This is a genomic window from Mesorhizobium sp. M1066, assembly GCF_040318635.1.
Lineage (GTDB): Bacteria > Pseudomonadota > Alphaproteobacteria > Rhizobiales > Rhizobiaceae > Mesorhizobium.
In genome coordinates this window covers 1-24275 of record NZ_JAMYMR010000020.1, presented here as the reverse complement: position 1 = coordinate 24275, position 24275 = coordinate 1, and the positions used below count along the sequence as shown (strand labels likewise).

The 24275-nt window shown below is 63.1% G+C and carries 24 protein-coding genes and 1 pseudogene; 6 read left to right on the top strand and 19 right to left on the bottom strand.

The genetic code is table 11. From position 1 onward, the window contains the following. Positions 1 to 3 precede the first annotated feature (3 nt). Together NKH52_RS22370 and NKH52_RS22365 are read right to left on the bottom strand one after the other, a co-directional pair. On the bottom strand, positions 4 to 447 hold the full coding sequence (locus tag NKH52_RS22370; RefSeq protein WP_023813180.1) for a CHRD domain-containing protein: 444 nt from the start codon (positions 445 to 447) through the stop codon (positions 4 to 6). A gap of 147 nt (positions 448 to 594) precedes the next feature. Then, positions 595 to 1878 (bottom strand): cystathionine gamma-synthase family protein, encoded by a 1284-nt coding sequence (locus NKH52_RS22365; RefSeq protein WP_352733803.1) that lies wholly within the window; start codon positions 1876 to 1878, stop codon positions 595 to 597. Positions 1879 to 2003: 125 nt separating this feature from the next. Between NKH52_RS22365 and NKH52_RS22360 the strand changes: the two genes are divergently transcribed. After that, the gene (locus NKH52_RS22360) at positions 2004 to 2462 is read left to right on the top strand and encodes an Lrp/AsnC family transcriptional regulator (RefSeq protein ID WP_352733805.1); all 459 of its coding nucleotides are present in this window, start codon (positions 2004 to 2006) and stop codon (positions 2460 to 2462) included. A 50-nt stretch (positions 2463 to 2512) separates the two neighbouring features. Here NKH52_RS22360 and NKH52_RS22355 read toward each other — a convergent pair whose 3' ends face one another. The 4 genes from NKH52_RS22355 to NKH52_RS22340 all read right to left on the bottom strand — a co-directional run bounded on the left by NKH52_RS22355 (position 2513) and on the right by NKH52_RS22340 (position 6778). Continuing rightward, positions 2513 to 3484 carry an ABC transporter substrate-binding protein gene (locus tag NKH52_RS22355; RefSeq protein ID WP_109668338.1) on the bottom strand — a complete coding sequence of 324 codons (972 nt, stop codon included), beginning with the start codon at positions 3482 to 3484 and terminating at the stop codon, positions 2513 to 2515. Between the two features lie 40 nt (positions 3485 to 3524). Beyond that, positions 3525 to 4679, bottom strand: a complete 1155-nt coding sequence (locus NKH52_RS22350) for an ABC transporter permease (RefSeq protein WP_352733807.1) — start codon at positions 4677 to 4679, stop codon at positions 3525 to 3527. Beyond that, the gene (locus NKH52_RS22345; RefSeq protein WP_352733809.1) at positions 4676 to 5554 is read right to left on the bottom strand and encodes an ABC transporter permease; all 879 of its coding nucleotides are present in this window, start codon (positions 5552 to 5554) and stop codon (positions 4676 to 4678) included. The genes NKH52_RS22350 and NKH52_RS22345 overlap by 4 nt, the downstream gene beginning before the upstream one ends. A gap of 432 nt (positions 5555 to 5986) precedes the next feature. Next, positions 5987 to 6778, bottom strand: coding sequence for an ABC transporter ATP-binding protein (locus NKH52_RS22340; RefSeq protein WP_352733811.1), 792 nt, complete (start codon positions 6776 to 6778; stop codon positions 5987 to 5989). Between the two features lie 127 nt (positions 6779 to 6905). Between NKH52_RS22340 and NKH52_RS22335 the strand changes: the two genes are divergently transcribed. Next, complete coding sequence (locus NKH52_RS22335; RefSeq protein WP_352733813.1) at positions 6906 to 7310, top strand: cupin domain-containing protein; 405 nt, start codon at positions 6906 to 6908, stop codon at positions 7308 to 7310. 35 nt (positions 7311 to 7345) lie between these two features. Here the strand turns inward: NKH52_RS22335 and NKH52_RS22330 are convergent, their stop codons facing one another. From NKH52_RS22330 to NKH52_RS22320, 3 genes are all read right to left on the bottom strand, one after another. Next, on the bottom strand, positions 7346 to 7717 hold the full coding sequence (locus tag NKH52_RS22330) for a hypothetical protein (protein WP_352733815.1): 372 nt from the start codon (positions 7715 to 7717) through the stop codon (positions 7346 to 7348). Positions 7718 to 7719: 2 nt separating this feature from the next. Next, a complete protein-coding gene (gene hydA, locus NKH52_RS22325; protein WP_352733817.1) occupies positions 7720 to 9171 on the bottom strand; it encodes a dihydropyrimidinase in 1452 nt (483 codons plus the stop codon). A gap of 61 nt (positions 9172 to 9232) precedes the next feature. After that, positions 9233 to 10483 carry a Zn-dependent hydrolase gene (locus tag NKH52_RS22320; protein ID WP_352733819.1) on the bottom strand — a complete coding sequence of 417 codons (1251 nt, stop codon included), beginning with the start codon at positions 10481 to 10483 and terminating at the stop codon, positions 9233 to 9235. A gap of 121 nt (positions 10484 to 10604) precedes the next feature. Here NKH52_RS22320 and NKH52_RS22315 point away from each other — a divergent pair, with 121 nt between their 5' ends. After that, positions 10605 to 11243, top strand: a complete 639-nt coding sequence (locus NKH52_RS22315) for a TetR/AcrR family transcriptional regulator (protein WP_013530908.1) — start codon at positions 10605 to 10607, stop codon at positions 11241 to 11243. Positions 11244 to 11357: 114 nt separating this feature from the next. Here the strand turns inward: NKH52_RS22315 and aptA are convergent, their stop codons facing one another. Then, complete coding sequence (gene aptA / locus NKH52_RS22310) at positions 11358 to 12686, bottom strand: omega-aminotransferase AptA (protein WP_128303455.1); 1329 nt, start codon at positions 12684 to 12686, stop codon at positions 11358 to 11360. A 226-nt stretch (positions 12687 to 12912) separates the two neighbouring features. Here aptA and NKH52_RS22305 point away from each other — a divergent pair, with 226 nt between their 5' ends. Next, entirely contained in the window at positions 12913 to 13548 is a 636-nt protein-coding gene (locus NKH52_RS22305) for a TetR family transcriptional regulator C-terminal domain-containing protein (RefSeq protein WP_352733821.1), read from the top strand. Positions 13549 to 13552: 4 nt separating this feature from the next. Here NKH52_RS22305 and NKH52_RS22300 read toward each other — a convergent pair. Further along, positions 13553 to 14439, bottom strand: a pseudogene (locus NKH52_RS22300) (helix-turn-helix transcriptional regulator). A 103-nt stretch (positions 14440 to 14542) separates the two neighbouring features. Here NKH52_RS22300 and NKH52_RS22295 point away from each other — a divergent pair. Beyond that, positions 14543 to 15385 carry an SDR family NAD(P)-dependent oxidoreductase gene (locus tag NKH52_RS22295; protein ID WP_352733823.1) on the top strand — a complete coding sequence of 281 codons (843 nt, stop codon included), beginning with the start codon at positions 14543 to 14545 and terminating at the stop codon, positions 15383 to 15385. Beyond that, the gene (locus NKH52_RS22290; RefSeq protein ID WP_352733825.1) at positions 15385 to 16107 is read left to right on the top strand and encodes an SDR family oxidoreductase; all 723 of its coding nucleotides are present in this window, start codon (positions 15385 to 15387) and stop codon (positions 16105 to 16107) included. The genes NKH52_RS22295 and NKH52_RS22290 overlap by 1 nt, the downstream gene beginning before the upstream one ends. Positions 16108 to 16138: 31 nt before the next feature. Here the strand turns inward: NKH52_RS22290 and NKH52_RS22285 are convergent, their stop codons facing one another. The 8 genes from NKH52_RS22285 to NKH52_RS22250 form a co-directional block, all read right to left on the bottom strand. Beyond that, positions 16139 to 16396 (bottom strand): hypothetical protein, encoded by a 258-nt coding sequence (locus NKH52_RS22285; protein ID WP_352733827.1) that lies wholly within the window; start codon positions 16394 to 16396, stop codon positions 16139 to 16141. Positions 16397 to 16456: 60 nt separating this feature from the next. Next, on the bottom strand, positions 16457 to 17239 hold the full coding sequence (gene otsB, locus NKH52_RS22280) for a trehalose-phosphatase (protein WP_502908088.1): 783 nt from the start codon (positions 17237 to 17239) through the stop codon (positions 16457 to 16459). Beyond that, positions 17236 to 19014 (bottom strand): alpha,alpha-trehalose-phosphate synthase (UDP-forming), encoded by a 1779-nt coding sequence (locus NKH52_RS22275; RefSeq protein WP_352733829.1) that lies wholly within the window; start codon positions 19012 to 19014, stop codon positions 17236 to 17238. Before NKH52_RS22275 ends, otsB begins: the two co-directional genes overlap by 4 nt. Before the next feature lie 141 nt (positions 19015 to 19155). Further along, positions 19156 to 21318: an amylo-alpha-1,6-glucosidase gene (locus NKH52_RS22270; RefSeq protein WP_352443089.1), complete on the bottom strand. Its 2163-nt coding sequence runs from the start codon at positions 21316 to 21318 to the stop codon at positions 19156 to 19158. Positions 21319 to 21368: 50 nt separating this feature from the next. Further along, positions 21369 to 22430, bottom strand: a complete 1062-nt coding sequence (locus NKH52_RS22265; RefSeq protein WP_352733831.1) for a glycosyltransferase family 4 protein — start codon at positions 22428 to 22430, stop codon at positions 21369 to 21371. A 114-nt stretch (positions 22431 to 22544) separates the two neighbouring features. Further along, complete coding sequence (locus NKH52_RS22260) at positions 22545 to 22922, bottom strand: DoxX family protein (RefSeq protein ID WP_023813201.1); 378 nt, start codon at positions 22920 to 22922, stop codon at positions 22545 to 22547. A 62-nt stretch (positions 22923 to 22984) separates the two neighbouring features. Further along, positions 22985 to 23443 (bottom strand): carboxymuconolactone decarboxylase family protein, encoded by a 459-nt coding sequence (locus NKH52_RS22255; protein WP_023813202.1) that lies wholly within the window; start codon positions 23441 to 23443, stop codon positions 22985 to 22987. A 43-nt stretch (positions 23444 to 23486) separates the two neighbouring features. Then, positions 23487 to 23990 (bottom strand): RrF2 family transcriptional regulator, encoded by a 504-nt coding sequence (locus NKH52_RS22250; RefSeq protein ID WP_352733833.1) that lies wholly within the window; start codon positions 23988 to 23990, stop codon positions 23487 to 23489. Positions 23991 to 24275: the final 285 nt, after the last annotated feature.

The window sequence follows — 24275 nt, the reverse complement described above, 5'->3', positions numbered from 1 at the left end:
GCGCTATTTCGCGGCCTCGATCTGTCCGCGGATTTCGCCGTCCTTGTTGGCTGCCGTGTGCAAATTGACATAGTCCTTGCCGCCCATCAGGTCGGCGGCCTGCGCGTCGGTCAGCACGGCCGACCCTTTGATCGGGCTCTTGAGCTTGCCCTTGAACGGGATCGCCACCCCGGCGTTTTCACCCATCGCGGCTGGGCCGTGAATATGCCCGGCGGTCGCCGACCCGCTGAGGCCGGAATATTTGACGTTCCAGCTGAGTTTCTTCGTGGCCGTGTCGAAGGTAAGAGCTGCGGTGCCCTTGCCTTTTGTGGTCACCGGCGGGTTCTGCTGGGCGCCGTCGAGCGTCGCTTTCAGCTTCACCGTCTCGGCCAGGGCCGGCGCTGCCGTAAGGAAGGACGCCGAGATGGCCAGTGCCGAAAGCATCGGCGCCAAGGATTGGATACGCATGAGGATCTCCGTTTGCTGATGACATCCAGCCGCGGCTCCCCGGCGCGCGGATGTATCGGCACAACGCTTATAAGAGCGAATGGCTGCGCGCGAGTAACACTTACGTGCAAACTAATGGACCGCGCGATACCCCGGATACGGGGAGCGTCAGACCGCCGCCAGCGCCTGCGTCAGGTCGGCGATCAGATCGTCCGGGTGCTCCACGCCGATCGACAGCCTGACCGTGGTCTCCAGCACGCCGATGCGCTCGCGCACCTCGAAGGGTATGCCCGAATGCGTCATGGCCGCGGGGTGGCTGGCCAAGGATTCCGTTCCGCCCAGGCTCACCGCCAGCTTGAAGATCTGCAGGTTGTTGAGAAAGGCGAAAGCCGCCTTCTCTCTGCCCTTGATATCGAAGGAGAAGGTCGAGCCGGCACCAGTGCATTGCGCCCTGTAGGTGCGGCCAGCCGGCGTGTCCTCGCCCAGGAACGGCAGGTAATGCACCTTCTCGACCTTGGCATGGTCGCGCAGGAATTCGGCGACCAGCCGCGCATTGTCGTTGGCCCGCTCCATGCGGATCGACAGCGTCTCCAGCGAGCGGCCGAGCATCCAGCAGGAATGCGGGTCGAGCTGCGTGCCGATCGCGCCGCGCAGCGCCTTGATCGGCTTGGTGACCGCCTTGCCGCCCATGGCGGCGCCCGCGATCAGGTCGGAATGGCCGCCGACATATTTGGTCAGCGAATAGACGGACACGTCGGCGCCATGTTCGATCGGCCGCTGGAACACCGGGCCGAGCAGCGTGTTGTCGCAGACGACGATCGGCGTCGACCCCTGGCTCGCGCCGATCTCGTCGGCGATCTTGCGCATCAGCGCGATGTCGACCAGGCTGTTGGTCGGATTTGATGGCGTCTCGATCAGGATGACCGACACGCGGCCCTTCGCGACGGCGGCGTCAGAGGCCGTGCGCACCGCCGTCTCGTCGACGCCGTCCGCGAAACCGACAGCACCGATGCCGAAACCGGAGAGCGTGCGCGTCAAAAGCGTCTCGGTGCCGCCGTAAAGCGGCTGCGAATGAAGGATGACGTCGCCCGGCCTGATATAGGCGAGCAGTGTCGTGGCGATCGCCGACATGCCTGATGAAAACAGGATGCAGGCATCCGTCCTTTCATAGATTGCCAGACGGTCCTCGACGATCTCGCTGTTGGGATGGTTAAAGCGCGAATAGACCAGGCCGGACGCCGTGCCGCTCGGCGGCTCCTTGCGGCCGGAGGTGTAATCGAAGAAGTCGCGTCCTTCTTCCGCCGACTTGAACACGAAGGTCGAGGTCAGGAACACCGGCGGCTTGACCGCGCCTTCCGAAAGCTGCGGATCGAAGCCATAGCTCAGCATCAGCGTCTCCGGGTGGAGCTTGTGGTTGCCGATATGGGTTTTCGACGGGCGTGGCGCGGTCATGATCTTTCCTGCCTGTTCGAGTGAAATATTGAACGGCAATTTATGCGATCCTGTTCCACCAGTCCTTGCTATTTTTGGGCTCTCATGGCTGCATTCCCGCAACAAATTGCCTGGAGAGACCGAACGTGCAGCAGAAGATAGCCGATGATTTCGACCGCAAGATCCTGCGCGAACTGCAGGCAGACGCCCGCATCACCAACAACGAGCTTGCCGAGCGGATCGGCCTGTCGCCGTCGCCCTGCCTGAGGCGGGTGCGGCGGCTGGAGGAAACCGGAATTATCAGAGGCTACACCACGCTGGTCGATCTCTCAGCCTTCGGCTGGAACATGGTCGCCATCGCCACCATCCGGCTCAGCCGCCAGAACGAGGACGAGATCGTGATGTTCGAGGACGCGATACGCGGCTGGGAAGAGGTGCTGGAATGCCACCTCGTCACCGGCTCGCGCGATTATGTGCTGAAGGTGGTGACGGGAAGCCTCGAGCAGTACGAGCGCTTCATCAAGGAAAAGATCGCGCGGCTGAAATGCGTCGCCTCGATCGAAACCAGCTTCGTCATGAACACCATAAAAGAACGGCGCCTCTGACATTTCTGCCGGAGGCGCCGCTTTCTGGATAGATGTGTTGCCGACTAGGCTTACTTCACGGCCTTGTCGGTGATGGCGGTGGTGTAGGCGCCGGTCGGCTCCTTGGTGATGATCTTCTGGTCGAGCAGCGCCTTGGCGGTGCGCTCGTAGGTCGCCGGGTCGAGCTTGCCGTCGGCATTGTCGATCAGCTTGGCGACTTCGCTCATCATGCGCTTCTGGTGGTTCTCGTCCTGGCCGCCGCCGTCCATGACGATGCCCGCGGCTTCGTCATTGTTGTCGATGGCGTATTTCCAGCCCTTCATCGAAGCGCGCACGAAACGCACCATCTTGTCTTCGAAGGCCGGATCCTTGAGCTTGTCTTCGGACGCATAGAGCCCGTCCTCGAGCAGGTCGTTGCCCATCGCCGAGTAGTTGAACACGGTCAGCTGTTCCGGCTTGTAGCCGGCATCGATGAGCTGCCAGTACTCGTTGTAGGTCATGACCGAGATGCAATCCGCCTGCTTCTGGATCAGCGGCTGCACGTCGAAGCTCTGCTTCAACACGGTGACGCCGTCGGCGCCGCCTTCGGTCTTCAAGCCGAGCTTGTTCATCCAGGCGTAGAACGGATATTCGTTGCCGAAGAACCAGACGCCGAGCGTGTGACCCTTGAAGTCGGCTTCGGTCTTGATCGGGCCGTCCTTCGGGCAGACCAGCTCCATGCCTGCCTTCTTGAACGGCTGGGCGATGTTGACCAGCGGCACACCCTTTTCGCGGGCTGCCAGCGCACCGCCCATCCAGTCGACGATGACATCGGCGCCGCCGCCGGCGATCACCTGCTCGGGCGCGATATCGGGACCGCCCGGCTTGATGTCGACGTCGAGACCTTCGGCCTCATAGAAACCCTTGGCCTTGGCGACATAGTAGCCAGCAAACTGGGCCTGCGTGACCCATTTCAGCTGCAACGTCACCTTGTCGGCGGCCATTGCCTGGAACGCGGCGAGCGACATCGCGCCGGCCAGAACGGGAATAATCAGTCTTTTCATTTTTTTACCCTCTGAAGTTAGTGCCCTAAACCCACCGCCCCTATCCACCACGGACAGAGGGATGCCAAAACGTGACGGCTCTTTCGACAAGAGCGACCACGCCATAAAAGACCGAACCCGCAAGTGCTGCAACTGCGATTTCGGCCCAGACCATGTCGATGTTCATCCGCCCGACCTCGGTCGAGATGCGGAAGCCCATGCCGACGACAGGCGTGCCGAAGAACTCGGCGACGATGGCGCCGATCAGCGCCAGCGTCGAGTTGATCTTCAGCGCGTTGAAGATGAAGGGAGCTGCTGCCGGCAGCCTGAGCTTCAGCAGGGTTTGCCAGTAGCCCGACGCATAGGTGCGCATCAGGTCGCGCTCCATGTGGCCGGAGGCGGCAAGGCCGGCGACCGTGTTCACCAGCATCGGGAAGAAGGTCATGATGATGACCACCGCCGCTTTGGACTGCCAGTCGAAGCCGAACCACATCACCATGATCGGGGCGACGCCGATGATCGGCAGTGCCGAGACCATGTTGCCGATCGGCAAGAGGCCGCGCCGCAGGAACGGCACGCGATCGGCGAGGACCGCGGTGATGAAGCCGGCGCCGCTGCCCACCACATAGCCGAAGATCACTGCCTTGAAGATGGTCTGCCTGATATCGGCGCCGAGCACCGGCAGCGAACCGGCGATGCGAGCGCCGATGGCGCTTGGCGGCGGCAGCAGGATGAAGGGTATGCCGGCCCCGCGCGTCACCGCTTCCCAGATGATCAGTATCCAGGCGCCGAAGATGGCCGGGATGATCAGGCGCAACGCGGTCCGCGCCCATTTGGCGAAAGGACGCAACGACGACAGCACCGCCACGCAGCGCCAGCCAAGCAGCCATGCACCCGCGAGCAGCAGGAAATACGGCGCCCGCGCCAGACCTTCGAAGCCGGCGATGCCGCCAATCAGCAGCCAGGCGACCAGATGCGCGCCGATGAAAAGCACAACGGCTTCGACGATGGACGGTATTCTGGCCATCGAGATCAAAGCGGCGACAAGCAGCACGCCAAAGATCAGCCAGTTCGTCGCCGCATAGGGATATATCAACGTCCCTGCGGGCTGCGCCAGTGCATCCACTTTCGGCACGGCGATCGCGCCGAGCGCCACAGCGATCAGGCACAGCACGATCGCCAGCACCGCTTGCCAGGAGGGTTTCAGCCAGTTCATGCCGGCCTCCCGCCCATGGCGCGGTCGACGATACGCCCGGCAATGCCGACAACCATGACCAGAAGTGCCGCCACCACGGACCCAGCAACCAGCGCCGACCAGATGTCGATGGACTGGCTGTAATAGGCGCCGGCGAGCAACTTGGCGCCGATGCCGGCGACCGCGCCCGTCGGCAATTCGCCGACGATGGCGCCGACCAGGCTTGCCGCCACCGCCACCTTCATCGAGGTGAACAGGAACGGCACCGAAGCCGGCACGCGCAATCTCCAGAAGGTTTGCGCACGACTGGCATTGTAGGTGTGCATCAGGTCGAGATGCATGATCTCGGGCGAGCGCAGCCCCTTCACCATGCCGACAGTCACCGGGAAGAACGACAGATAGGTCGAGATCATCGCCTTCGGGATCAGACCGCTGATGCCGATCGCCCCCAGCACGACGATGATCATCGGCGCCACCGCCAGGATGGGGATGGTCTGCGAGGCGATGATCCACGGCATCAGGCTGCGGTCGAGCGTCGCCACATGCACGATGCCGACCGCAATGATGATGCCGAGCGCGGTGCCGAAGGCAAAGCCGAGCAGCGTCGACGACAGCGTCACCCAGGCATTGTAGACGAGGCTGCGGTTCGAGGTGATGGGCCGCAGGAAGGTGTTCTCGAAGAAATTCACTGCCACCTGGTGCGGCGCCGGCAATGTCGGCTTCGGCTGCGACAGCGTCTTGCCGATGAGTTCGCTGAACGTGGAGGTTTCACCGGCACGGCGGTCGAGATCGCGCTGGAACGGCGCGTTGAGGATGACGGCGAAAACATACCAGAGCACGACCACCCCAGCGAGGATGGAGGTGACGGGGATGAGTTTGTCGCGGAAGGTGTCCATCAGCAGACCTCGCCGGACAGGCGTGCGCTCTGCGTAACGCGAGCGACCCACCACGCGTTCGTCATCCTAGGGCGAAGCAAGGAGCGAAGCGACGCGGCGCAGACCCTAGGATCCATGCCGTTACCTCTCCGCTCCGCAACGGTGCGGAACATGGCTCCCTGTGCCTCGCCCTGCCTCGCAGACATTCTGGACCGCTTGCACCTTCCGGCAGGCGTCACGGCATGGATCCTAGGGTCTACGCAGGTCGCTTCGCGCCTGCTCCGCCCTAGGATGACGAACGCGTGGTTGGCCGCTCCCTTTACGCAGGCCGCTTCGCATCGGCTCCGCCCTAGGATGACGAAGGCGCGGGTGGCCGCCCCCTCACCCGACCTCCGCTTCGCTCCGGCCACCCTCTCCCTGGTGGGGAGAGGAGGGAGCCCGTCGTTTGCTCCCTCAATCATCATAGCTGTGCCCTGCCCGCAGTCCGTCGCGCACGCGCGCTGCGATCGCCAGAAACTCCGGCGTCTCGCGGATGTCGAGCGGCCGCTCTCTCGGTAGCGTCGATTCGATGATGTCGCTGACGCGGCCCGGGCGCGGTGACATGACGACGATGCGCGTCGACAGATAGACGGCCTCCGGAATGGAGTGGGTGACGAAGCAGATCGTCTTGTCGGTGCGTCCCCACAATTCCAGCAATTGCTCGTTGAGATGGTCGCGCACGATCTCGTCAAGGGCGCCGAACGGCTCGTCCATCAGCAGCAGGTCGGCATCAAAGGCCAGCGCACGGGCAATCGAGGCGCGCTGCTGCATGCCGCCCGAGAGCTGCCAGGGATATTTCTTCTCGAAGCCAGAGAGGTTGACGAGCTCGAGCGTGCGCTTGATACGCTCGCCTTGCTCCGCCTTGGACAGACCCATGATCTCCAGCGGCAGCCCGACATTGCGCTCGATCGTCCGCCAGGGAAACAGCGCGGCGGCCTGGAAAACATAGCCATAGGCGCGTTTCTCGCGCGCCTGTTCTGCTGTCATGCCGTTGACCGAAATCGTCCCCGAGGTCGGCTTCTCCAAATCGGCGATGACGCGCAGCAGCGTGGTCTTGCCGCAGCCCGAAGGCCCGATGAAGGAGACGAACTCCCCTTTGCCGATGGTGAGATCGACATTGGACAGCGCCTGCACCGGCCCGTCATTGGTCTGGAAGGTCAGTCCGAGTTTGCTTGCCGCGACGACGGCTGGCGAAGTCCCCGTCATCGGCTGCCGCCTGCCTGTTTCCGTCCCTGCGGCGGCTGGAATCCGATTGCTTTTATCGCGATGTTGTTTTCCACTCGCCCTGTCCCATTGGTCTTGTCCCACTCGATCGACGCCCGGAGTTTCCCCGATGTCGCCCAAACCCACTTGTCATCTTATCCGCCCTGAAAGCACTTATGAAGGCAAGCAGGGATTGACCTATTTCGCCGGCATTACCGCCGAAACCGTCGGCGCCTCCGGCATCTGCATGCACATGCTCACCATCCCGCCCGGCGCGCGCGCCAAGGCGCATATGCATGAGAGCCACGAGACGGCGATCTATGTGCTCTCCGGCGAAGTCCACACTTGGTACGGCGACCGGCTCGAGCATCATATCGTCGCCAAGGCCGGTGACCTCTTCTACATTCCCGCCGGCGTGCCGCATCTGCCGGCCAATCTGAGCAGCGCTCCGTCTTCGGCCGTCATTGCCCGCACCGATCCCAACGAACAGGAAAGCGTCGTCCTGCTGCCGGAACTGGATGCGCTGGTCGCGTGAGGCCAGCATCGACGGAATGGCCGCCATCGGCACCGTCACGAACATGATTGCAGCGGCCCCATTTCCTCAAGGCCGGGGATGGTGACGAAGAAACCATCCTCTCCCTTGTTGGCGACCACGACGGTTTCGATTGTCGTTCCGGCCTCGCCTTCCACCGAACAGGTCGCGCCAAGCGATTGCGCGCCCAGCACCGATGTCAATTGCTGTGTGAACCGGCAGCCGCTGCCATAAGTCTCGACGCCTTCGGCGGTCAGCACGATATAGGCATCGCTCTCCTGATAACCGGCTTTGACGCCGGCACAGCCGACATCATTGCCCCAGGAGCCGGCCAGTAGGCCGTCCGCTGCTGCCGGACCTGAGGCAGTTGCCATCAGGACCAACGAAATGAGCGCGGCCGAACGCGCCAAGCTCAAACCCCGGTCGCCGGGATGCCGGTGCGTTCCACCTTGCGCGGCGCGGAGATTTCCTTCCACGTCGACAGCGCCCGGTTGACCGCCGCATTCGGCTCGCGGCCGACGAATTCTCCATGCCCGGGCTTGGCCTTGATCTCGGCCTCCTGGATCGACAGTTCGCCACGCGAGAACACGAACCGCGGCAGACCCGTCACCTCGAACCCTTCGAACACGTTGTAGTCGATGACGGACTGCTGCTGCTTAGAAGTGATCTTCTTTTTTCGCTTGGGATCCCAGACGACGATGTCGGCATCCGCGCCTTCGACGATGGCGCCCTTTTTCGGATACATGTTGAGGATCTTGGCGATGTTGGTCGAGGTCACCGCGACGAACTCGTTCATCGTCAGCCGGCCGGTGTTGACGCCTGTGGTCCACAGCACCGGCATGCGGTCTTCGAGCCCGCCGGTGCCGTTCGGGATCTTGGTGAAATCGCCGATGCCGTTACGCTTCTGCTTGGTGGTGAAAGCGCAATGGTCGGTCGCCACCACCTGCAGCGAGCCCGCCTGCAGGCCGGCCCACAGCGAATCCTGGTGCAATTTGTTGCGGAAGGGCGGGCTCATCACGCGGCGCGCCGCATGATCCCAGTCTTTGTCGAAATACTCGCTCTCGTCCAGCGTCAGGTGCTGGATCAGCGGTTCGCCGAACACCCGCATGCCCTTCTGCCGCGCCCGGCGGATCGCCTCGTGGCTCTGCTCGCAGGAGACATGCACGACATAGAGCGGCACGCCGGCCATGTCGGCGATCATGATGGCGCGGTTGGTCGCCTCGCCTTCCACTTCGGGTGGCCGTGAATAGGCGTGGCCCTCGGGGCCGTTGTTGCCGGCAGCCAGCAGCTTCTGCGACAGGGCGGCAACGACGTCGCCATTCTCGGCATGCACCAGCGGCAGCGCGCCGAGATCGGCGCAGCGCTGGAACGACGCATACATCTCGTCGTCGTCGACCATCAGCGCGCCCTTGTAGGCCATGAAATGCTTGAACGAGGTGATGCCCTTGTCGACGACAGTGGCCATCTCGTCGAACACCTGCTTGCCCCACCAGGTGATCGCCATGTGGAAGGAGTAGTCGCACGACGCCTTCGAGGTCTTGTTGTCCCACATCTGCAAGGCTTCGAGCAGCGACTGCTGCGGCGCCGGCAGGCAGAAATCGACCACCATCGTCGTGCCGCCGGAGAGCGCCGCGCGCGTGCCGGATTCGAAATCATCGGCCGAATAGGTGCCCATGAACGGCATTTCGAGATGGGTGTGCGGGTCGATGCCGCCCGGCATGATGTAGCAGCCGGTGGCATCGAACTCGTGGTCGCCATGCAGGCCCGAACCGATGGCCACGATCTTGCCGTGCTGCATCAGCACATCGGACTTCCAGGTGCGGTCGGCGGTGACGATGGTACCGTTTCGGATGACTTTGGTCATTAGCTGTTCCCTTGTTCTTGCCGCGCTTCTTACGAGCGTCGTTTGAAGGTAGATTCTAAGCTCACTCCACGATGACAGCCGTCTCCACCACCGCGTGGAACAAAACGTCCGCGCCCGCCGAAGCCCATTCCTTGGTGATCTCCTCGGCCTCGTTGTGGCTGAGGCCATCGACGCAAGGGCACATCACCATGGCGGTGGGCGCGACGCGGTTGATCCAGCAGGCGTCGTGGCCGGCGCCGGAGACGATGTTGCGGTGGGAATAGCCGAGGCGTTCGGCGGCATCACGGATCGCCTTGACGCAGCCGGCATCGAAGGTCACCGGATCGAAAGCGCCGACCTGGTCGATCTCGTAGCGGATGTCGAGTGCATCGCAGATCATGTCGATGCCTTCGCGGATGCGGCCGTCCATCGCGTCCAGCACTTCCTTTTCCGGCGAGCGGATATCGACGGTGAAGACGGTGCGCCCGGCAATGATGTTGCGCGAATTGGGATAGACCTCCATGTGGCCGACCGCGCCGACGGCATCGGGCTGGTAGTCCATGGCGATCTCGTGCACCAGTTCGATCACCCGCGCCATGCCGAGCCCGGCATTGCGGCGCTTGGGCATCGGCGTCGAGCCGGTGTGGGCTTCCTTGCCGGTCAGCGTCACCTGCAGCCATTTAAGGCCCTGGCCATGGGTGACGACACCGATGTCGATATCTTCGTCCTCGAGGATCGGACCCTGTTCGATATGCAGTTCGAAGAAGGCGTGGATCTTACGGTCGCCGACCTTCTCGCTGCCCTTCCAGCCGATGCGCTCGAGTTCCTCGCCGAATTTCTTGCCCTGTTTGTCGACATGCCCGTACACATCGGCCTGGTCGAGCACGCCGGCGAACACGCCGGACGCCATCATAGCCGGCGCGAAGCGCGAGCCCTCCTCGTTCGTCCAGTTGGTGACGACGATCGGATGTTTGGTCTTGATGCCGAGATCGTTGAGAGAGCGCACCACTTCAAGCCCACCCAGCACGCCGAGCACGCCGTCATACTTGCCGCCGGTCGGCTGCGTATCGAGATGGCTGCCGACATAGACCGGCGGCAGGCTGGGATCGGTGCCTTCGCGGCGGGCAAACATCGTGCCCATCTCATCGACGCCCATTTCGAGCCCGGCCGCATCGCACCAGCGCTTGAACAGATGCCGCCCTTCGCCGTCTTCGTCGGTCACGGTCTGACGATTGTTGCCGCCGGCAATGCCGGGGCCAATCTTCGCCATCTCCATGATGGAATCCCACAAACGGTCTGAATTGATTCGCAGATTCTCGCCGGGTGCGGCCATCTTGAGTTCCCATCTACACCAGGGTTCTTGTCGCCCCTTGAGTGATTTACAGCTTGACCGTATGGTCAGCTTTTAAACTACACAACCTGACCAAGCGGTCAACTAGAATCTTGGGGTAGACATGGCAGAACCCACCCGCCCCATGCGGCGACAGGAGATCCGACGAGAGAATGAAAAAACCATTCTCGTCGCTGCCGAGAAGGTGTTTGCGGAGGCAGGGTTCGGCGGCGCCACGATGCAGTTGATCGCGGATCTGGCGGGACTGCCGAAGGCAAATCTCCACTACTATTTCGCCACCAAGGAAGAGCTTTACCGGTCGGTAGTTCAAAACATCTTTGAAATCTGGCTACAGGCGGCCAATTGCTTCGACGCGGCGCGCGGACCCATAGACGGCATCAGTGCCTATATCGACGCCAAGATGGAAATATCACGCCGCCATCCTGACGGCTCGAAGGTCTGGGCCTCTGAAGTGATGCACGGTGCGCCGGTGCTTCAGGACTATATGGAGTCGACGCTGCGCGAATGGACGGACGGCCGCGTCGAGATCATCAGGCGCTGGATCGAGGAAGCCAAGATGGACCCGGTGGATCCGCGCCATCTGCTCTATATGCTTTGGGCTACGACCCAGCACTACGCCGATTTCGGTCACCAGATCGAGACGCTCAATGGCGGCAAGCCGCTGTCCGACCGGCAATGGCGGGAAGCCAAGGAAAATATCAAGCGGGTGATCCTGACCGGGATCGGCGCGCTGCCCGCCTGACTGTAACCGTTCGTTGCAGCAAAAGATCAGGTCGGCGCACTGCCGCACCGACCCCACCCGACCGCTTCGCGGCCACCCTCCCCTCGAGGGGGAGGGATATCCGCGCCCAGTTCTTCAATCTATCGACCTCAGCACTTCCCGCACATGGTCGATCAATTCGTTGATCTGGCCCTTGGTGATGATCAGCGGCGGCGACAGCGCGATGATGTCGCCGGTGGTGCGGATCAGCGCGCCGCGCTCGAACGCCTTGACGAAGGCCGAGAAGGCCCGCTTGGTCGGCTGACCGGCGATCGGCGCCAGCTCGATCGCACCGATCAGGCCGATGTTCCTGATATCGATGACGTTCGGCTCGCCTTTCAGCGAATGCAGCGCGTCTTCCCAGTACGGCGCCAGCTCCTCGCCGCGGGTCAGCAGGCCCTCTTCCTTGTAGGTGTCCAGCGTGCCGAGTGCAGCCGCGCAGGCGATCGGGTTGCCCGAATAGGTGTAGCCGTGGAAGAACTCGATCATGTGCTCGGGGCCGGTCATGAAGGCGTCGTGGATCTCCTTCTTCACGAACACCGCGCCCATCGGGATGACGCCGTTGGAGACGCCCTTGGCGGTGGTCATGATGTCGGGCGTGACACCGAAATAGTCGGCGGCGAACGGCGTGCCGAGACGGCCGAAACCGGTGATGACCTCGTCGAAGATCAACAGGATGCCATGCTTGGTGCAGATCTCGCGTAGCCTCTCGAGATAGCCCTTCGGCGGCAGGATGACGCCGGTGGAGCCGGCGACCGGCTCGACGATGACGGCGGCGATGGTGGAAGCGTCATGCAGGGCGACGATGCGCTCCAGTTCGTTGGCGAGTTCCGCGCCATACTCCGGCACGCCCTTGGTGAAGGCGTTCTTTTCCGGCAGGTGCGTGTGCGGCATATGGTCGACGCCGCCGAGCAGCGTGCCGAACATCTTGCGGTTGGTGACGATGCCGCCGACCGAGATGCCGCCGAAATTGACGCCGTGATAGCCGCGTTCGCGGCCGATCAGCCGGGTGCGCGAGCCCTCACCCTTCACGCGGTGATAGGCGATTGCCATCTTGAGCGCGGTTTCGACCGATTCCGAGCCGGAATTGGTGAAGAAGACGTGGTCCATGCCCTTGGGCGCCAGGTCGACCAGGCGGTTGGCCAGTTCGAAGACGATCGGGTGGCCCATCTGGAAGGCCGGCGCATAGTCGAGCTCGGCGGCCTGCTGCTGGATCGCCTCGGTGATCTTCGGACGGCAGTGGCCGGCATTGACGCACCACAGGCCGGCGGTACCGTCGAGCACCTTGCGGCCGTCACTGGTCGTGTAATGCATGTCCTTGGCGGACACCATCATGCGCGGCGCCTGCTTGAACTGCCGGTTTGCCGTGAACGGCATCCAGAATGCGCTGAGATCGTTCGGCGTGACTTTCAGCCGGTTGGACATGACCAGGACTTCCCCTTGTAAACTGTTTCGCTGCGCCCAACGCTTGGTCTTTGCCGCGTTTTCATGCTACGCAAATTTTTGACCGATTGGACAAACGTTAGCACCGCCCTGTCGGCGGTCAAGGATTACTAGCGGAAATGCGGCACCTGAAGTGCGTTCCACAGGCTAGGGAAAAACTGGTCCAGAGAATTGGTCCAGACGACCCTCAACACGAGGGCTTGCAACGGTGACCATCGCCACGGACGCGCCCCGCCGCACCCGCATCCAGCAGGAAAAGCGCGAACTGATCCTGGAGGCGGCGCTCGAGGTTTTCTCCACCAACGGCTTTCGCGGCTCGACCATCGACCAGATCGCCGAAGCCGCCGGCATGTCGAAGCCCAACCTGCTCTACTATTTCCGCCGCAAGGAAGACATCCACGAAACGCTGATGCAGCGCCTGCTCGACACCTGGCTGGCGCCGCTGCGCGAACTCGACGACATCGGCGATCCCCTCACCGAACTGCGCAGCTACATCAGACGCAAGCTGGAGATGGCGCGCGACTTTCCGCGCGAGAGCCGGCTGTTCGCCAACGAGATCCTGCAAGGCGCGCCGCGCATCATGCCGCTGCTGGCCGGAGAGTTGAAGACGCTGGTCGACGAGAAGGCGACCGTCATCAGGGGCTGGATGCGCGCCGGCAAGATCGCCAAGACCGATCCGTGGCACCTGATCTTCTCGATCTGGGCAACGACGCAGCACTATGCCGATTTCGACGTCCAGGTCCGCGCCGTGCTCGGGCCGAACCGCGGCGGCGACGGCCGCTTCGAGGACGCCGCAAGGTTTCTTGAGCAGTTGTTCCTCGATGGGCTAAAGCCGAAGACCTGACGCTTCAGGCATTGCGCCGCTCGGCCGGCAGCGCGTCCAGCAATGTCTGCAGCTTGGCGACCGAATTCTGCTCGGCGAGCGGCGTGTAGACGATCAGCTTCATGTCGGAACCGTCGCCGATCGACAGGCTCATATGCTCGAAAGTCATGGCGCCCGTGCTCGGGTGCCGGACATGCTTCACCCCCGACAACCGGTGCGCGACGTCGCGCTGCGGCCACCAGGCACGAAATTCGGGGCTCGAACGCGTCATCAACTCGATCAGCCGCTCGAAATCCGGATCGCGACATAGCGGGCGCTCGCGGCCCGGAACGAGGCCAGGACGGTGCGCGCCAGTTGCTCCCAGTCGACCAGCAGGCGCCGGTGGTGCGGGCTGGTGAACACCATGTGGACGATGTTGCGGGCATCACCCTCCAGCAGGCCATAATCGCCGAACACCGCCACCGCCGCCGGGTTCCAGGCCAGCACGTCCCAGCGCCGCCCGACAACATAGGCCGGCTGCAGCACCAGGCTCTGCAGCATATGCAGCAGGGGGCCGTCGACCTTTTCGGGCGCCACCGCACGGCGCTCCGGCTGCTGGCGGTCGGCGAGGATGAACAGATGCTGTTTTTCGGCCACGTCGAGGCGCAGCGCTTCGGCGAGCGCCGTCAGCACTTCCACCGAGGGCCTGACCTCCCGCCCCTGCTCCAGCCATGTGTACCAGGTGGTGCCGACGCCGGCGATCATCGCCACCTCCTCGCGCCGTAGTCCCGGCGTACGCCGCCTGAGACCGGTGGCGATGCCGGTGGCCGAGGGCGTCAGCCTTTCGCGGCGCGAGCGCAGGAAGGCGCCAAGTTCGCGCCGGCGGCTGTCTTCAGCGGAGTGGTTTGGGGCCGCGTGGGGTTGGGACTCCATGCGTCTATTATAGCAGTATTGATACCAGGATAAAGTTTGAACTGTTTGGCTCGCGCCAACTGTCCCATCTTCCGTTCAGAGCAACAGAACGGAGGCTCTGAACATGGAACTCAAAGACAAGACGATCCTCATCACCGGTTCGACAGATGGCGTCGGCCGCGTCGTCGCGCAACGGCTCGGCGCCGCAGGCGCCCGCGTGCTGGTGCACGGCCGCGATGCAATGCGCGGCAAGGCCGTTGTTACCGAGATCGAAGCTGCCGGCGGCAAGGCGGAGCTTCTGGTCGCCGACCTCTCGTCGCTGGCCGAAGTGCGCCACCTCGCCGAGGCGGTGCGCGCCAGGACGGATCGGCTGGACATCCTCATCAACAATGCCGGCATCGGCACGGCAGGCCAAGGCGCCAAAAGGCAGGTCAGCGCCGATGGCTATGAGCTGCGCTTCACCATCAATTATCTTGCCGGTTTCCTGCTCACTAGCGAGCTTTTGCCATTGCTGAAGGCGAGCACGCCGGCCCGCATCGTCAATGTCGCCTCGGCGGGGCAGCAGGCGATCGATTTCAGCGATGTCATGCTGACCCGCTCCTATGACGGCGTGCGCGCCTATTGCCAGAGCAAGCTGGCGCAGATCCTGTTCACCGTCGATTTGGCCGAACAGTTGAAAGGTACCGGCGTCACCGTCAACGCGCTGCACCCGGCGAGTTACATGAATACCACCATGGTCCGGCAGGCTGGTGTGACGCCGTGGAGTTCGGTCGAGACCGGTGCCGAGGCCATCCTCAACCTCGCCGCCTCACCCGCGCTCGACGGAAAAAGCGGCCTCTATTTCGACGGCCTGCGGGAATCCCGCGCCGACGCCCAAGCCTATGACGCCAAGGCAAGGCAACGGCTGCGAAGCCTGAGCCTCGATCTCATCGACCCGGCCTCCCTCACATCGAAGGAACAGCATTGATGACCAAGACAATCGAACACACCGTCGTCATCGGCGGCTCGTCCGGCATCGGCCTGGCGACGGCGCGAAAACTGCTTGGCCCGGGCATGAAGGTGACCATCACCGGGCGCAATGAGGAGAAACTGAAGAGCGCTTGGAAAAGCTTTGGCGGCGCTGCCGAGAAGGCTGCTTTCGACGCCGCGAAGCCGGATGAGGTCCGCCAGTTCTTCGAGAGCCTCGGTCCTTTCGACCATCTGGTGCTGGCGGCCAGCGGCGGCAAGGGCCTCGGCCCCTTCCCGACGCTTGACCTGAGCGACATCGGCAGTGGCGTGGAGGAAAAGGTCCGCCCGCAGCTGTCCTGCCTGCAGGCCGCCTTGCCGACACTCAACAAGGCCGGATCGGTCACCTTCATCTCGGCGGTGTCGGCGCAGCTCGCGGCGCCGGGCGTCGCCGGTATCGCCGCCATCAACGGCATGCTGTTGACCGTGGTGCCGATCCTGGCGGTGGAACTGAAGCCGCTGCGCGTCAATGTCGTGGCGCCCGGCGTCATCGATACGCCCTGGTGGGATTTTCTGGCCGAGGAGCAGAGGCAGGCGCTGTTTGCCGATTACGCAGGCAGGACCCCGGTCGGCCGCATCGGCCGCGCCGAAGACGTCGCTGCGGCAATAGCCTTCCTCGTCTCCAACGGCTTCATGACCGGTCAGGTATTGACCTGCGACGGCGGACTACGATTTGCGGCGTAGCGTTCCTCGGGCGCCGACAGGCTTTTCACCCTCAATTGGCTCTTTTTGGACCGCCCCGCACGCTCTTTTCGCCGGGGCTGTCAACGCCCGGTCTCACCGCATCCGAAGCGGTCTTTTCCGGAACATAGGAATAATCAGGCGTATCAGCCCCATACATCTTGTTGTCGATCGCCTCTTGCCAGCTGAAATCCGCGTCGGACGGTGAAACGTCGGCAATGTCATGGCGGGAGGAGCGAGAGTGCAGCCAGTTCGGGGTGATCTCTCGGACCAATTGTGCAAAGCGTCCCATCGAAACCGTTCCTTTCCTTGTCTTTTCTAGGAGGCGCGATCGCGGTTGCGTCAGTTGGACCTAAAGTTGACCTCTCAGCCAGGCTAGCGTCTCGGCAACGCTGGCCAGCCCGTACTGCGCGGTGGTTTGCGCCGGTGGTTTGACCCGTATCGATATGCCGCCCGCATCATTGACGGTTTCGAAGCCGTTTTCGTCCGACGTGTCGTCGCCCAGGAAGACCGGGCGACGGCCCGTGAATGGCGCGATCTCCATGAAACGCCGGATGGCGGCGCCCTTGGCGGCCTCCAGCGGCAGCAATTCCACGCCGGCGTTGCCGGCAACCACCCGGTAGCCCTTTGGCAGCGTGGCCAGCGCCTGCTCGACAAGCTGCGTCGCGCGGGGAAGCAGATGGGGGGCGGCGCGCGTGTGGATGGCCAGCACCCTTCCCTTGCGCTCGATATAGGCCCCACGACCGAGCTCGGCCTCGATCTCGTCGGCAAGCGCAGAAATATCCGCCGGCTCGTCCGCGACTTCGACGTCGTCGTTCGGCAGGAGCCGGTGCTCCAGTCCATAGAGCCCGGCGGCGCGCAGCTTCAAAGGCTGAAACAGATGGTCGACAGCCGCAACGGAGCGGCCTGTGATGAAGGCCAATGCCCCGTCCAGCTTGCGGTCCAGGCCTTGCAGCAAGGAGCGAAGCTCGTCGCTGACCGAGACGGCGTCCGGGTGCTCGGCATGTTCCAGCAGGGTGCCGTCGATGTCGAGGAACAACGCCCATTCGCCGGTCAGCACAGTCTGCGGTTTCGGCATGACGGCCTGCGGCTTTTGCGGGCTTTCGCTGATTATCTTTTGCAGGACCTCGTTCATGACATGACTACCCGTTTGCGCTCGAACATGGACACGACATTGTCGACGCTAGGCGGCCGGTCACCGACACCGGTTACCCGGTCGAGGTCACCGCGCTTGCGCAAGCGCGCTGCATCCAGAAGCATGCTGCCGGCCCAGCGATAGACATTGTTGTTGCGGATCGTTTCGCGCATGGGCCGCATGCGCTCGCGCTGTTCGTCTGAAGTCATGATCAGCGCCTGCAGCAGCGCTTCGCTCATCATGGCGGCGTCGTAAGGGTTGACGATCAGCGCCTCCAGCAATTCGCGCGAGGCGCCGGCGAAGGTGCTGAGCATCAAGACGCCCTGTTCGTCGTCGCGCGCCGCGACGAATTCCTTGGCGACCAGGTTCATGCCGTCATGCAGGCTGGTGACCATGCATATGTCGGCGGCGCGATAGATCTCGTAGACCTGTTCCTGTGAGTGATGCTCGGCCACCATGACCACCGGCCTGTAACCCTCGCTGCCATAGCGTTGGTTGAGCTCCTCGGCATAGCGGTGGCATTCGTCGTGGAGCAGCTTGTAAGCCGGCAGCGTGCCGCGGCTAGGGGCCGCGACCTGCAGGAAAACCAGCTTTCCGATCCATTCAGGGTATCGCTTGAACAATTCGTCCAGCGCCTGAAATCGATCCAGAATGCCCTTCGTGTAGTCGAGACGCTCGACGCCCACGGCCAGCTTCACATCCGCCTTCAGTCCGAACCTATTGCGCAGACGGGCCCGGCAGTCATCGACGTCAGGCAATTTTGCCAACAGGTCGGCCGGCCATTCTATCGAGATGGGATAGGCGTGCACCAGCGTCGTCTGGCCACCGTAGGAGATCGCCGCATCGGCTCGCTCGATGCGGCTTTCCAGGAAGCGATCGACGCTTTCGGTGAAATTGTTGGCGTGGAACTGGGTGTGGAAGCCGATGATCGAACTGCCGAGCAGTCCTTCGAGGATGCGTTCACGCCATGGGCAGATGCTGTACACTTCCGAATTCGGCCACGGGATGTGCCAGAAAGTGATGACGATCGCCTCCGGCAGGCGCTCGCGGATCATGCGCGGCAGCAGCGCGAAGTGGTAATCCTGGACCAGCACGATCGGCCGCTCGTTGCGCGCTTCGGCAACCACCGTGTCGGCGAACTTCCGGTTGACGGCCTCGTAGGCCTCCCAGTCCGAGGCGCGAAAAATCGGCCGGGTGAAGGCGATATGGCAAAGCGGCCAGAGGCCCTCATTGGCGAAGCCGAGATAGTAGCCCTGATGCTCTTGCTCGGTCAGCCAGACCCGGCGCAGCGTGTAAGACGGATGGCCGGGCGGCACCTGTACCCGGTCGTGGTCGTCGACGGTGAGGCGGTCCGCCGTTCCGCCGCCATAGGCGATCCAGGTGCCGCCACAGGCGCGGGTGATCGGCTCGAGCGCCGACACCAGCCCGCTGGCCGGCACCAGCAATTCGACGCCATCATCCCTGATGTTGTGGATATAGGGTTCCCGGTTGGACACCACGATCACCTGCGCATCGGGCAGATCGTCGGCGAGGATCTTGCGCAATGTCTCGGGCGACCACGTCACCAGCGCCGCATCGGCCGATTGGCCGTTCTTTTCGAACTCACGTATCACCTTGCGCGCCGCCTCCGCGGCCACGTCTTCGCCCGCTGTATGGGCAACCGCCGGAGGGTGACTGCGGCGCTGCCGCGATAGGGAGAGGAATACGGCAAGAGCGGAAAAACCGAGGCTCGCGAAGATCAGAACCCAGAGCAGTTCCGCACCGTAGTTTGTCATTGAATGTCAACTCACCCGGCCGTCGGCGACCGTTTGTTCGTGTTTCCCGTTTGAAAAGGTCCGCCGACCACGTGGTCAGCGTTCGGACCTGTATTTTTGCAACGCACAAAGCTCGGATCGGTTCCGCCAATTTTGTTCGGATCATGTCCTTACGATGAGCGGCACCAGCCCTTCATGGCGGTCGGCAAGGAAAGCGACGACCCGATCGCCGACGCGCTGGAAGGTGAGATCGACGACCCGGTCGCCGACGCCCAGGTGCCGCAGTGTCAGCGTGTCGATGCCGATCGGCAGCCTCGGGCGGGTGACGCGGATTTCGCCATCCCAGCCGTCGATCTCCAGGCCAAGGCAGGCCTGCATCAGCATGAAGGCCGAGCCCGCCGACCACGCTTGCGGCAGGCAGGCGACAGGATAGGCGATGGGTGCTTCGCCCGGCGCGCGTGTAAAACCGCAGAACAGTTCGGGCAGCCGCATGTTGAAATGGACCGCGGATTCGAATGTGCCGCTCATCAGGCGAACCACGCTTTCACGCTCGCCATAGCGTGCCAGGCCGGCACCGCAGATGGCGGTGTCGTGCGGCCAGATCGAGCCATTGTGGTACGACATCGGGTTGAAGAACACCGCATCGTCGGCAAGCGTCCTCAGCCCCCAGCCGGAATGGAAGGAGGCGGAAAGCAGCTGGTCGGCGACCATCTGCGCCCGCGCCGGCTCAGGCAATCCGACAAAGAGCAGATGCCCAGCATTCGAGGTCCGCACCTTGCAGGGCTCGCCGGCACCGTCGATCGCGAGGGCGTAGAAGCCGAGATCGTCAAGCCAGAAATCGCGTTCCACCGCCACCCGCATCGCCTCGGCGCGGTCCTCCCAGTGATCGGCTTTGTCGTCTTCGCCACGGCGGCGGGCAAGCTTGGCCAGCCCCCGGAAAGCGGCAAAGACATAGCCTTGCACTTCGACCAGCGCGATCGGGCCCTTGGGAATGCGGCCATCGGCATGGAAGACCGAATCGAAACTGTCCTTCCATCCCTGGTTGGCGAGGCCGGACTCGGCCGCTCGCTGGTAAGTCACGAATCCGGTCTCCCGGCCTGCCTCCTCCGTCCATTCGGCCGCGGCGCACAGTGACGGCCACAGGCCGTCGATGAACGCCATGTCACCGGTACGATCGGCGTAGGCGCAAGCAAGATAGATGTAGAGCGGTGTCGTATCGACGCCACCGTAGTAGCGGCCGAAGGGGAGCTCCCGCAGCGCCACCATTTCGCCCTTGCGGGTCTCGTGCATGATCTTGCCCGGCTGCGAATCGCTGAACGGCGATGTCTCGGTCGCCTGGTGCTGGGCCAGAAAGGCCAACACGCCCCGCGCCAGGCCCGGATTGAGCCACAGCATCTGCAGTGCCGAGATGACGCCGTCACGACCGAACGCCGTCGAGAACCAGGGGATGCCGGCATAGGGATAGGGGCCGGTCGCCAGTTCGGTGGTGAGCAGCGCGACATCGGCGCGGGCGCGCTCGACCCAGTCGTTGAAGACGCGGCCCGAGCTGCGCACCGTCGCGCCATGGCGACGTTTGGCCCGCATGCCAAAGCGGGCGCGGGCAGCAGCGGCGCGAAACCGGTCGCGGTCGGGCTTATCGGCCACCTCGGGACCGACCTCGACATAAAGCACCTTCCTGCTGCGCTTGGTCACGGCGATCAGGAAATCGGCACGGGTGGCTGTCAGTTGGTCCGGCGCCTGCGAGAACGATATCGCAGAGAGGCGGGCCAGGCCGTCGAGCCCGTCATAGCGCAGCAGGACGGACGTCGCGTCTGTTTCGGCGGCATGGGCCAGCCCGCGCTTCAGCCGTGTCGAGCCGCGCACTTCGAACATGTCGCGGAAATCGGCGGAATAGTGCAGGGAAACGCTGATCGTCGAGTGTTCCCGGCTGTAATTGGAAAGGGTGATGCGTTCGAACAGCCTGTCCTGCCAAAGCAGCCTGACGCGTTCGATGTGAATGGCTCCCTGCGGGATGTCGCGTCCACCGGCGCTCTGTATCGGCAGATTGGTCAAATTGGTGGTGAACAGCACATTGTCCTGGCTGAGCGAGGCGCCGAGCAGCGATGTCTGCCTGCCGCCGACGGTCAGCCGGAACTCGGAAAGAACCCGTGTGTCGTCGCGAAAGAAACCGTCGCCGGCTCCGCGTATGTCGCCATAGGCGTCGGCAACCGCGAAGCAATCGCCCTGCTTGAGGGCAAACAACCGATGCGGCTCGCGAGGGGCGGTGGCGTCGAGCGATGCAAGCGCAACCGCGGGATCGAGCTGGCGCTCATCGAGTTGGGCCATTCATCAAAGATCCCTGTTGTTTCGTTGTCGTGGCTCGAGCACGTCGTTGCTCAAGACGCCTTCGCCGCGCTCGGGACGCCGATCAGGCCCGCATAGGCGGCCAGATAATCGCCAGCCATTCTTCGAGCGGAGAACCGCTTTTCGAAACCGGCCCTCACCTTTCGCCTGTCGAGTTGCAGCAAGTCGGGCACCGCGGCGACCGCGCCGTCCACCGTGTCAGCGATGAAACCGGTGACGCCTTGATCGATGATTTCGGGCAGCGCGCCGCAATTCCAGCCGATGACCGGCGTGCCGCAGGCCATGGCCTCGATGGCGACAAGGCCGAACGGCTCCGGCCAGTCGATCGGGAACAGCAGGCCGGCCGCCTTGCCGAGAAATTCCGCCTTCTGGTCCTCCTCGATCTCGCCGACATAGACGATGCGATCGCCGTCGATCAACGGTTCGACCACCTCGTGGAAATAGGCGCGGTCGTCGTCGCCGATCTTTGCCGCGAGCTTGAGCTTGAGCCCCGAACGCAAGGCGATCTCGATGGCGCGGTCCGGGCGCTTGTCGCGTGAGAACCGGCCGAGGAAGGCAAGGTAGGGTTCTTCCGCCGTCGTTTCAAAAGTCGGTTCGTAGAGAGTGGTCGGCAATCCGTGATGGATCGTCGCCAACCAGTTGGCGTTGGCAAGGCCAGCCTTCTGGCTGTGCGAAATGGAAATCAGGGGAAAACGCGGAAACCGTTCATAGGCCGGCGCCAGGTCGACATAATCCAGCCTGCCATGCGGTGTCGTCACCGTGCGGTCGGCGAGATCCTCGAAGAAGGAAAAGTGCAGGAAATGGCTGAGATGGAAGTGGATGACGTCGAACTCCGACGCCCGTTCCCTCACCTGCGCAAGCATCGAAAGATGCGCCGCGATCTCGGATTTAAGCGGACGCGGATCGAGGCGCAGCGCGCGTTCCCGGCTGGGTACCAGCGTCGCGGAAGTCTGGCTGTCGCCACTGGCGAACAACGTCACCTCATGGCCCAGATCGACCAGCGCTTCGGTCAGATACGAGACGATGCGCTCGGTGCCGCCATAGAGCCTTGGCGGCACCGATTCATAAAGCGGCGCGACATGGGCGATTTTCATATTCCATCCTGGATGCTGGGCATGCAGGTGTGAAATGCGTCAACGGCTCGATTGGTTCCGATTTTATGATCGAGCCGTGGGCACCAGAGGCCGCAGTCGGCATGGAACTGTGCGTCAAACAGATTGCGCGATCAGGGTCAGAAAGCCACCGCTCAGCGCGACATTGCCGACGAAGCCGTTGATGCGGGACGCACGGTCCTGGCCCTGATGGTCCCAGAAATTGTGAAACATCGGCGTGGCGACGATGAGGAACAGCAGCAGCACCGCGGCCGCGAGTGCCGTCCACAATCCTGCGATGACCAGCACGCCGGCGGCGATCTGAAGCACGATGCCGAGCCACAGCGCCAATCTTGCCTGCGGCACACCGCGCGCGGCCATCAGCTGGGTCAGGAAGGCCGCGTTCTGGATGTTGCGCAGGCCGGCGAAGACGAAGGCGCCGCCGAGCAACAGGCGAGCGAGAAACAACAAGGTCGAAGGCAAATCGGCAGGCATCAAACGCTCCCTTTGAAAGTGGAGCGCCGCCTTTCGACGGCGCTCCCAACATAACCGGACAATCAGGCGGCCTTCGCCGCCGGCACCGGGTGAATGGCCTGGAACGGGATGCACAGCCGGTTCCAGGTGTTGATCATGCCGAGCGCAACGGAAAGCTTGACCAGTTCCTCTTCCGAGAAATGCTCGAGCGTCTTTGCATAGAGTTCGTCCGGCACGCCATTGCTGGCGATCAAGGTGACGGCTTCGGTCCAGGCCAGGGCAGCGCGTTCGCGCAGGGAAAACAGCGGCGATTCCTTCCAGGCTGAAACCAGATAGAGCCGCTGCTCGGTCTCGCCGTCGCGCCTCGCCTCGCGGCTGTGCATCTCGACGCAGAACGAGCAGCCATTGATCTGCGATGCCCTGAGCTTGATCAGGTGCAGCAGGCTCACCTCGAGCCCGCATTCGTCCACCGCCTTGTTGAGCGCCGACACAGCCTTCATGATCTCCGGCGCCTTGGCGAAAAATTGCAGCCTCTGTTTCATCTTCCTGTCCTTTCAAATCTGCTTTGGGTTTGGGTCTACGGGGTTAACTGGATTTCTGCGGCCGCTGGTGGCGCTCGACGAAGGCGCAGCTCGCAGCAAGCGACCTGGGATCGCCTTCTGCCGCATAGGTGGCCACGATATCGGACAGCTTGGTCTCGGCGAGCGCGGCGCGATAGGCACGCTCGGCCTTCAGCATCGCGGCGTTGATGCCGCAGGGTTTGACATAGGCCGATGCATCGAGCTTCACCGGACCGCGCTGGCGGATCTCACCGCAACGGAAAGCCGGCTCGCGCCCTTCGATGGCCAGCACGATGTCGAGCAGCGTGATGCGCTCGGCCGGCCGCGCCAGCCGATAGCCACCGGCAGGCCCGGGCGCCGATTCCAGGATGCGTGCGGCGCTGAGCATGTTGAGATGCTTGAGCAGATAGCTAGGCGACAGGCCAAAGGCCTCGGCGAGAGCAGCGCCAGGCATGGTGCTGTTCCCCTCCACACTGGCCAGCGTGGCAGCGCAATGGATGGCTGCCTCAACGCCCTCGCCCAGCTTCATTGGATCGGCTCCTTTATCATGGACACATACTATCGTGGATAATTTTTATCTGCAATAGGAAATGGAGGATTATCCACATATTCGTGGTGGCCACGAGAGTGAGGTTTCCGAGGTGCAAAGGTCTGGTGGTTTTCGACACCCAGCGCTTCACAGGACTTGGGTTCCTCGCTCCCGCGAAGCGGGCTAGGCGATTCACACATGGTTGTGTGCGTCAAGTTCTGCAAAATGGGCGATCATGAAGCTGGTCATGCGGCTTGGCGTAGAGCGAGCTTCTTGTGCTCGCGC